Genomic DNA, 2311 nt, shown 5'->3' with positions numbered 1-2311 from the left:
ATATTTTTAGCTAAAACCTTGTAGTCGTGCTAATATTTACATATATGATTTCCCTTATTTAAACTTTTTAATTTAATATAAAAACTACTTATTAAATGGAATATTTAAAACGCTTTCTTGAGTATGCGCCTGAAGCGTATTTTGCTATTCGCAATACTGACGATGTAGCGGATATTGCACGCAATACGGGGTTGGCGGAATTCCGCATTCAACGAATTAAGGATCATCTGTTCTATCGCGAACACCAGTTGGATGATAGATTTGGTTACTTTGACCCTGACCCAGATATTGCAGATGCTTGGATTAGGTTACAACAAGGAAATTTTAATTCTGAAGATTTGCGACTACTTGAACACGAATACTTTGAGTCCAAGTTTGAATCCATCTTCAGAACTAATTACCGTACTGCCCATGATGCAACTGAACATTCTGGTCGTTTGTGGAATCCACCAATAATATAGTTATATTCTAAATTGAGTTAAAACTAAAGTATCCAACTTTTACAGACCACAGCATCTGTTATGGCTTTTTACGTATTAATTTTAAAAGACAGGGAGGATGAAATCGGCGTTACTTACAGCTTCGGGCCAAATGAAGGTCATTTAGGATCTTTGTGGCTAGATAAATCTAGTGGAGAAGTCAAAGAACTTCAAGAAACGCCTACTCAAAACTCACAAGCATTGTTTCAACGAGCCGCAGTCAAAGTTTGGCAACACTGGAAAACAGGGTCTTTTCCTGATAAAACGTGCTGGGCATCCTGAGAGTTTGGCATTGATAGTATATTTATTCAGGGTAGACTATCAATGCTCTGTTTTTTTTGGAAAGATGCTTAGAAATTATCGAAGTTAGCGATCGCGTTGAAAAAATCTGGATGATTTGCAGTCCATGAGGGTTAAGATGATCAAGACAAATGAGCGCTTTTGACAGGTCTTGAACTATTGCGCTCATTCAGGAACATTTTTCATGCGCCGAGATTCCATATTTTATCAACTATTTCAACAATCCCCGACTTTAATATTTGAACTCTTGACAAATCCGCCAGAAAATGCACAGGCATATCGCTTTGATTCGGTAGCTGTCAAAGAACCTAAATTTGAAATTGATGGGGTATTTTTACCACCAGAAAATGAAAGTCCGGGTGTAGTGTATTTCTGTGAAGTGCAGTTTCAAAAAGACGAAAAACTCTATGAGAGAGTATTTGCCGAATCTTCATTATATTTCTATCGCAACAGTGACAGATTTAGCGATTGGCAGGCAGTGATAATTTATCCATCACGCAGTATTGAACAAAGTAATATTTATCCCCATCGTGGCTTCCTGAACGGTAATCAGGTGCATCGAGTGTATTTGGATGAATTGGGAGATATTCGTCAATTACCTCTATGGGTAGCATTGATGGTATTAACCACTGTAGACTCAGCACAAGCACCTTCTGAAGCTAGATATTTACTTGAACGTTCCGCTTATGAAAAAGCAGAAATCGCAAGTAGCGCCATAATTGAATTAGTTACCACAATCATGGTGTACAAGTTTGAAAAATTAAGCCGCAGGGAGGTTGAAGCGATGCTAGGAATCACACTCAAAGAAACGCGAGTTTACCGGGAAATTAAGGAAGAAGGTCGGGAAGAAGGTCGGGAAGAAGGTCGAGAAGAAGGTCGAGAAGAAGGTCGGGAAGAAGGTCGGGAAGAAGGTCGAGAAGAAGGATTACAAAGAGAAAGATCGCTCATTCTGCGCCAACTAACTCGACGAGTGGAAGAATTACCTCAAGATGTGCGTCAGCGTATGGAAACTCTCTCTTTAGAACAATTAGAAAATCTGGGGGAAGCCTTGCTTGATTTTAGCAGTATGGCTGATTTGCAGTCCTGGTTAGGCTAGACAAGGCCGCAAGGCGGAAGTCAAAAGTCAAAAGTCAAAAGTCAAAAAGCTTGTTCTATAGGCTTTTGATTTATTTCAAATGGTTTATTTCCGCCGTGCTGTACTAGCCTATTGATGGTTAGAAGTTCTCGAAGTTAGCGATCGCATTCTTCATCTTATCCACAACTTCACCCACAGGGATAGCTCCCAACTCTCCAGAAGCACGGGTACGGATACTCAAGCTGTTGGATTCCACTTCTTTGGCTCCGATCACCGCCATAACTGGGATTTTTTGCTTCTCAGCATTGCGGATGATTTTACCCAAGCGATCGCCACTAGTATCGACTTCTGCACGGATACCCTCAGACACCATTTTTGCTGCTACTTCTTTGGCAAAATCTAGCTGTGCTTCACCCACTGGTAACAATCTCGCTTGTACAGGTGCTAACCATAAAGG

General features: G+C 40.5%; 4 protein-coding genes. 3 read left to right on the top strand and 1 reads right to left on the bottom strand.

The genetic code is table 11. From position 1 onward, the window contains the following. Positions 1-95 precede the first annotated feature (95 nt). The 3 genes from VB654_RS08915 (at position 96) to VB654_RS08905 (ending at position 1875) form a co-directional block, all read left to right on the top strand. Positions 96-461: a hypothetical protein gene (locus VB654_RS08915; protein ID WP_323213358.1), complete on the top strand. Its 366-nt coding sequence runs from the start codon at positions 96-98 to the stop codon at positions 459-461. 60 nt (positions 462-521) lie between these two features. Then, a complete protein-coding gene (locus tag VB654_RS08910; protein WP_323213357.1) occupies positions 522-761 on the top strand; it encodes a hypothetical protein in 240 nt (79 codons plus the stop codon). Between the two features lie 202 nt (positions 762-963). After that, positions 964-1875 carry an Rpn family recombination-promoting nuclease/putative transposase gene (locus VB654_RS08905; protein ID WP_323213356.1) on the top strand — a complete coding sequence of 304 codons (912 nt, stop codon included), beginning with the start codon at positions 964-966 and terminating at the stop codon, positions 1873-1875. Positions 1876-1993: 118 nt separating this feature from the next. Here the strand turns inward: VB654_RS08905 and VB654_RS08900 are convergent. After that, a partial coding sequence (locus VB654_RS08900; RefSeq protein ID WP_323213355.1) for a His/Gly/Thr/Pro-type tRNA ligase C-terminal domain-containing protein occupies positions 1994-2311 on the bottom strand: 318 nt, incomplete at its 5' end.

Origin of the sequence: Nodularia sp. UHCC 0506, assembly GCF_034931045.1 — a bacterium.
GTDB lineage: Bacteria > Cyanobacteriota > Cyanobacteriia > Cyanobacteriales > Nostocaceae > Nodularia.
This window is presented reverse-complemented; position numbering and strand designations above follow the sequence as displayed.